Raw genomic sequence first — 6,000 nt, 5'->3', positions numbered from 1 at the left:
TGACCTTCCTGAGCACACGGCGCGGCCAGCTGTCCATCACCGCGCGGCGGTGCTCGCCCCCACCCGCCTCGAGCAACTCGCGGTGCTTGCGGCGGAAGCCAAACGCCCGGCGACCCCCCCCCCGCCACCCGCTCCGTCGCCCGGCGCGCCGCCGGCGGCGACCGATCCCAACGCACCGCCCCCGCCGCCGGCCGATCCGAACGCACCGCCGCCGCCTCCCGTCGACCCGAACGCCGGCCGGGTGGCCAACGCCGTCGGCGGCTTCAGCTACGTCCTGCCCCCGGGCTGGGTGGAGTCGGACGCCTCCCACCTCGACTACGGCTCGGCGCTGCTGAGCAAGACGACCGGGCAGCCGCCGCTGCCCGACCAGCCGCCACCCGTCGCCAACGACACCCGCATCGTGATGGGCCGCCTGGACCAGAAGCTCTACGCCAGCGCGGAAGCCAACAACGCGAAGGCCGCGGTGCGGCTGGGCTCGGACATGGGCGAGTTCTTCCTGCCGTACCCGGGCACCCGGATCAACCAGGAGGCGACCCCGCTCACCGGGGCCAATGGCATCACCGGCAGCGCGTCGTACTACGAGGTCAAGTTCAGCGACGCGTCGAAGCCCAACGGCCAGATCTGGACGGCCGTCGTCGTGGTCGGCGGGACCGGGGTCGGGACCTCCGGGTCGGCGTACGAGGTCGCCGGCAATGCGATCGTGACGGCGCTGGCGCTGGTCACCGTGGCTATCGCCAGCGTCGCCCACAGGCTTTTGCGACGTGTCGAGTTGGGCTCCACCTGATCCATGGCGACGAACCTACCGTGTTACCGCTGTGACGCAAGGAGCCTTGCGGACAATTGCTGCGCCGTTTTGCCGATGTTGCCGATGCGCAACCCGCCGGCGGCCGGGGCGGTCGCGGCCGCCCCCTCAATTCGCCGCCGGATACAAGGTCACCTCATGAGCTTTCACCGAGAACCACACCGTTTCGCCGGGCGCCAGCCGCAGCTCGGAGGCGGCGTCGACGGTGATCTCGGCGGCCAGACCGGGGGCGCCATCGGATTGCTGTTCCCCGCGCACCAGCACCGCCGACCCGCGAATGTCCAGCTCCGCGATCGTCACCTCGACCGTGTTCCGCGGGCTGCCGTGCGGTTGCTCCCGATAAACCGCCACCGCCGTGGGCGGGAAGACCGCGATCGCGTTGCGCCCCGGCGCGAGGTCGGCGCCCCTGTCACGCGCGGCGGCCGCGTGCCAGCGGGCACCGGTGCGCGCGTGCAGGGACGCGTCGGGGGCGACGGTCCCGTTGACCAGGTTGATGCCCGCGATGCGCGCCCCGAAGTGGCTGCGCGGCGCCGTCAGCACGTCGGACACTGGGCCGATTTCGGAGATCTTGCCGGCCTCCAGCACCAGCACCCGGTCGGCCAGCGTGAACACGTCCAGCAGGTCGTGCGTGACCAGAACGACCGCGCAGCCGGTGCGGCTGACGACGCGGCGCAACACCGCGCGGATCCCCGCGGCCGCGGCGACGTCGAGACCTGCCAGCGGCTCGTCGAGCAGCAGCACGACCGGCTCGGCAGCCAGGGCCCGCGCGATCGCCACCCGTTGGGCCTGGCCGCCGGACAGCCGGCGCGCCTTGCGGTCGGCGAGCCACTCGGCGTCCACCTCGCGCAGCCAGCGCAGCGCGGTGGCCTTCGCCTCGGCCCGAGGGGGGCGACGGCGCCCGCGTCGACTGTGCGGCCCGAAGGCCACGTTGGCGGCAACGCTCATGTGCGGAAACAACAACGGCTCCTGCAACAGCAGGCCGACGCGGCGGTCGTGGGTGGCCACGTTGACCCCGGCCGCGGTGTCGGTGAGCACCCGATCCCCCACCCGGACGAACCCGTGATCGGGGCGGATCAGCCCCGCGATCACGTGCAGCGCGGTGGACTTGCCCGCGCCGTTGGGCCCGAGGACCGCCAACACTTCGCCCGCAGGCACGGCGAACTCCACGTCCAAGTGGCGGTCGGCCACGACGGCGCGCACCTGCACGTCACTCATGGCTGTGGCTGCCCCGCTTCGGCCCCGGTCAGGCGGCGCGCGCCCAGACCCAGCACCACCAGCGCCGCCACGGCCACCAACAGGATCGACAACGCCACCGCCGCGTCTGCGTCGCTGACCCGCTGCAGATAGATCTCCAGGGGCAGCGTGCGGGTGACCCCTTGACGGGACCCGGCGAAGGTCAGCGTCGCACCGAACTCCCCCAGCGAGCGGGCGAACGCCAGTACCGTCCCCGACATCAGGCCGGGCAGCAGCAGCGGGAGGGTGACCCGCCACCAGACGGTGCTGGGCCGGGCCCCCAGGGTCGCAGCCACGACCTCGAAGTCGGCGCCCGCGGTGCGCGCGGCTCCCTCCAGGGAAATCACCAGGAACGGCAGCGACACGAAGGTCTGCGCCAACACCACGGCGGCGGTGCTGAACGCGATGCTGATGCCGGCCGCTTCCAGGTAGCGACCGAGCAAGCCGAACCGGCCGAACGCGTACAGCAGCGCGATCCCGCCGACCACCGGCGGCAGCACCAGCGGCAGCAGGATCAACGGTCGCAGCAGCCGCACCGGGCGCGCGGTGCTGCGGGCCAGCACCAGCGCCATCGGCACACCCAGCAGCACACACAGCGCTGTGCTGGCGGCGGCGGTCCGAAGGCTGAGCAGCAGGGCCGTCAGCGACGACGAGCTGGTGATCAGGGGCCAGAAGTTCGGCCAGTCGACCTTGACCGCGATGGCCAGCAGCGGCAGCACGACGAAGACGGTCCCCACGGCGGCGGGGACGTACACCCACCGGGGCAGATCCGTCGGCCGGTGCACGGTTCAGGGCTTGGCGAAGCCCGACTGGGCGAGGATGTTCTGACCGGCCGCGCCGGTCACCATGGCCACGAACCGCTGCGCCAGCGTTGGTTGCGATGCGTGTCTCAGCACCGCGATCGGATAGCGGTTCACCGCGCCGGCGGCCTCCGGGAAGCTCACGGTCGCCACCTCGTTTCCCGCGCCCCGCGCGTCGGTGACGTACACCAGCCCGGCGTCCGCCTGTCCGGTGGTGACCTTGTTGAGGACGTCCGTCACGCTCGGCTCCTCGCTCACCGGGTGCAGCCGCACCCCGGTGCTGTCTTCGACCCGTTGGGTCGCCGATCCACACGGCACGGGCTGCTGGCAGACCACCACGCCCAGCCCGGGCCTGGCAAGGTCCGAGAAGGATCCGACCCGTTTGGGGTTGCCGGGCGCGGTGACGATCACCAGCGTGTTGGAGGCGAAGTCGGTCGGGTCGCCGGCGAGCAACCCGGCTTTGGCGACCGTGTCCATCTGCGCGGTGTCCGCCGATGCGAAGACGTCGGCCGTCGCGCCCTGGGTCAACTGGGTCGCCAGTTCCGAGGAACCGGCGAACTCGAATTCGACGTCGCTGCCGGCATTTTGGGCTTTGAACTGCGTGCTGATCTGGGTGAACGCGGACTTCAGCGACGCCGCGGCGAACACCACGAGCTTCCCCGAGCCGCCAGCGGGCTGGGACGGGGGTTTTGAACCGCATCCGACCAGGCCCACCGCCAGCGCCACCGAAACCGCACCGGCCAGCATCCCGATCCGCCGCATGCGTGCACCCTAACCCGCCGACAATGCGGCCCGCTTCCCGGCTTAATCGGCGCAAAAAAGTGACGGTCGAATAGTTATCCAAATGATCCGCGCGTCGCGGCGTCAACAATTTCGCCGACTAGCTACTGTCCAGTAACATCTAGGCAGATTGATGCCATAACGCGCTGAGATCCCAGGCAGGTCCCCCGCAGCGGCCCCGTGGTTGGCCCGCGGAGCCGCCCGGGTCTGGGTTCAACGTTGAACACGAGGAGGTCATGGCAGTGGAGGTGTTGGTCACCGGCGGAGACACCGAACTGGGGCGCACAGTGGCTGAACGCTTCCGCGATGACGGTCACAACGTGACCCTCGTGGGCGCGCGGCGCAGCGAGCTGGAGATCGCCGCCAAGGAATTGGACGTGGACGCCATCGTGTGCGACACCACCGACCCGGCGAGCCTGACCGAGGCCCGCACGTTGTTCCCCCACCACCTCGACACCATCGTCAACGTGCCCGCGCCCTCCCGGGACGCCGGCGACCCCCGCACCTACTCCATCGCCGACACGGCGGACGCCTGGCGGCACGCGTTGGACGCCACCGTGCTCTCGGCGGTGCTGACGGTGCAGACCGTGGGCGACCACCTGCGCTCGGGCGGTTCCATCATCAGCGTGGTGCCCGAGAACGCGCCGGCCGGGAGCCTCGACGCGGCGATCAAAGCGACGCTGTCGAATTGGGTCGCCGGACAGGCGACCGTCTTCGGCACCCGGGGCATCACCGTCAACGTCGTCGCCGGCGGACGCAGCGTCCAGCCGGGCTACGACGGCCTCTCCCGCACGCCCCCGTCGGTCGCCGACGAGGTCGCTCGGCTGGCGTTGTTCCTGACCACTCCGGCGGCCCGCCACATCACCGGCCAGACCCTGCACGTCAGCCACGGCGCGCTCGCGCAATTCGGCTGAGGGCGTAATCCAGCGGCGAGCCATATCGTGCCGCGCGGAGCCGCATTACGGTAGACCGCGTGGCTATTCGACTCGGTCTGCAGATTCCCAATTTTTCCTACGGCACCGGGGTGGAGGAGCTCTTCCCCACTGTTCTGGCTCAGGCCCGCGAGGCCGAAGCGGCCGGCTTCGACTCGGTCTTCGTGATGGATCACTTCTACCAACTGCCCATGCTGGGAGATCCGGACCAGCCGATGCTGGAGGCCTACACCGCGTTGGGCGCGCTGGCCACCGCCACCGAACGAGTTCAGTTGGGCACGTTGGTAACCGGGAACACCTACCGCAACCCGGCGCTGCTGGCGAAGACCATCACCACCCTCGACGTGGTGAGCCAGGGCCGCGCGGTCCTGGGCATCGGCGCCGGGTGGTTCGAACTCGAACACGACCAACTGGGTTTCGAATTCGGCACCTTCACCGACAGGTTCAACCGGCTCGAGGAGGCGCTGCAGATCATCCTGCCGATGATCAAGGGCGAGCGGCCGACCTTCGAGGGCAAGTGGTATCGCGTGCGCGAGGCAATGGCGAATCCCCGCTTCCGCGACCATATTCCGCTGATGATCGGCGGCAGTGGCGAGAAGAAGACGATTCCGCTGGCGGCACGCCACTTCGACCACCTCAACGTGATCGCCGGATTCGACGAGCTGCCGGGCAAATTGGAGGTGGTGCGGCGGCGCTGCGAGGAGGTCGACCGTGACCCGGCGACGCTGGAAACCAGCACGCTGACCACGGTGCTCGTCGACGAGAGCGCGAAACCCGATCAGATCCCCGCCGAGATGACGCAGCGCATGGTGGTCGGCAGCCCCGACGCGGTCGCCGACCAGATCAAGACCAAGGTGGTGGACGCCGGGATCGACGGTGTGATCATCAACGTGCCGTTCTACATCCCCGGCGTGATCAGCGCCGTGGGCGAAGCGCTGCGCCCGGTCGTCGGCCTGTAGCTCCCGCCCGCGTGGGGTCGCGGATTGGTCGCGCCGCGGTAATACTTCCATGTAACAGCGTTTACCTGCGCCACAGCGGCGCAGCGCGGAAGAGGGCCGGGAGCAGGCCATGAAGAAACGAGCCCTGGCGGCGGTCGCGGCCGGTGTGGCATTCGCCGCGCCCCCGATCGCGCATGCCGACAACAACTGGATCGCGATGGCGATCTCGGACTCCACCGGCCGCATCAACATCGCCGACGGAGCGGCCAACCAGGGCGCGGCCGAGAAGGCGGTCATGGACACGTGCCGTAAGAGCATCAGTGACTGCCGCCTGCTGGCCAGCGGCGACGGTGGTTGCCTGGCGCTCGCCGTCAACGCGGCCAAATCGAGATACTTCGGCGGCTGGGGACCGACCCGCGAGGAGGCGGAGGCGGCGGCGCTGGCGCGCGCGCCGGGCGGAACGATCCAACCGGGCCACGACCACTGCGCCGGGGAAGGTTCCAGCCAGTAACGAG

At 70.2% G+C, this 6,000-nt stretch carries 7 protein-coding genes and 1 pseudogene; 4 read left to right on the top strand and 4 right to left on the bottom strand.

All coding sequences use genetic code 11. From position 1 onward, the window contains the following. Positions 1–49 precede the first annotated feature (49 nt). Positions 50–637, top strand: a pseudogene (locus A5692_RS26225) (APA family fibronectin-binding glycoprotein); the annotation flags it as partial. Here A5692_RS26225 and A5692_RS29310 read toward each other — a convergent pair. From A5692_RS29310 to modA, 4 genes are all read right to left on the bottom strand, one after another. Next, entirely contained in the window at positions 577–789 is a 213-nt protein-coding gene (locus tag A5692_RS29310; RefSeq protein WP_304528626.1) for an APA family fibronectin-binding glycoprotein, read from the bottom strand. The pseudogene A5692_RS26225 and the gene A5692_RS29310 overlap by 61 nt on opposite strands. Positions 790–910: 121 nt before the next feature. Beyond that, complete coding sequence (locus tag A5692_RS26220) at positions 911–2,017, bottom strand: sulfate/molybdate ABC transporter ATP-binding protein (RefSeq protein ID WP_068062065.1); 1,107 nt, start codon at positions 2,015–2,017, stop codon at positions 911–913. Beyond that, a complete protein-coding gene (locus tag A5692_RS26215; protein WP_068062061.1) occupies positions 2,014–2,820 on the bottom strand; it encodes an ABC transporter permease in 807 nt (268 codons plus the stop codon). Before A5692_RS26215 ends, A5692_RS26220 begins: the two co-directional genes overlap by 4 nt. 3 nt (positions 2,821–2,823) lie before the next feature. Then, positions 2,824–3,597, bottom strand: coding sequence for a molybdate ABC transporter substrate-binding protein (gene modA / locus A5692_RS26210; protein WP_068062058.1), 774 nt, complete (start codon positions 3,595–3,597; stop codon positions 2,824–2,826). A gap of 254 nt (positions 3,598–3,851) precedes the next feature. Between modA and A5692_RS26205 the strand changes: the two genes are divergently transcribed. From A5692_RS26205 to A5692_RS26195, 3 genes are all read left to right on the top strand, one after another. Further along, complete coding sequence (locus A5692_RS26205) at positions 3,852–4,529, top strand: SDR family oxidoreductase (protein ID WP_068062056.1); 678 nt, start codon at positions 3,852–3,854, stop codon at positions 4,527–4,529. A gap of 59 nt (positions 4,530–4,588) precedes the next feature. Next, the gene (locus A5692_RS26200) at positions 4,589–5,506 is read left to right on the top strand and encodes an LLM class F420-dependent oxidoreductase (RefSeq protein WP_068062052.1); all 918 of its coding nucleotides are present in this window, start codon (positions 4,589–4,591) and stop codon (positions 5,504–5,506) included. Between the two features lie 109 nt (positions 5,507–5,615). Continuing rightward, on the top strand, positions 5,616–5,996 hold the full coding sequence (locus tag A5692_RS26195) for a DUF4189 domain-containing protein (protein WP_068062049.1): 381 nt from the start codon (positions 5,616–5,618) through the stop codon (positions 5,994–5,996). Positions 5,997–6,000: the final 4 nt, after the last annotated feature.

This window comes from Mycobacterium sp. E342, from assembly GCF_001667665.1.
Taxonomy (GTDB): domain Bacteria; phylum Actinomycetota; class Actinomycetes; order Mycobacteriales; family Mycobacteriaceae; genus Mycobacterium.
The sequence above is the reverse complement of the archived record's forward strand: the minus strand, read 5'-3'. Positions and strand labels throughout refer to the sequence as shown.

Bases quoted from the DNA above. Each gene is read 5' to 3' on its own strand.
- modA (WP_068062058.1), bottom strand. From the start codon at position 3,597: ATGCGGCGGATCGGGATGCTGGCCGGTGCGGTTTCGGTGGCGCTGGCG.
- A5692_RS26205 (WP_068062056.1), top strand. From the start codon at position 3,852: ATGGCAGTGGAGGTGTTGGTCACCGGCGGAGACACCGAACTGGGGCGC.
- A5692_RS29310 (WP_304528626.1), bottom strand. From the start codon at position 789: ATGGATCAGGTGGAGCCCAACTCGACACGTCGCAAAAGCCTGTGGGCG.
- A5692_RS26195 (WP_068062049.1), top strand. From the start codon at position 5,616: ATGAAGAAACGAGCCCTGGCGGCGGTCGCGGCCGGTGTGGCATTCGCC.
- A5692_RS26220 (WP_068062065.1), bottom strand. From the start codon at position 2,017: ATGAGTGACGTGCAGGTGCGCGCCGTCGTGGCCGACCGCCACTTGGAC.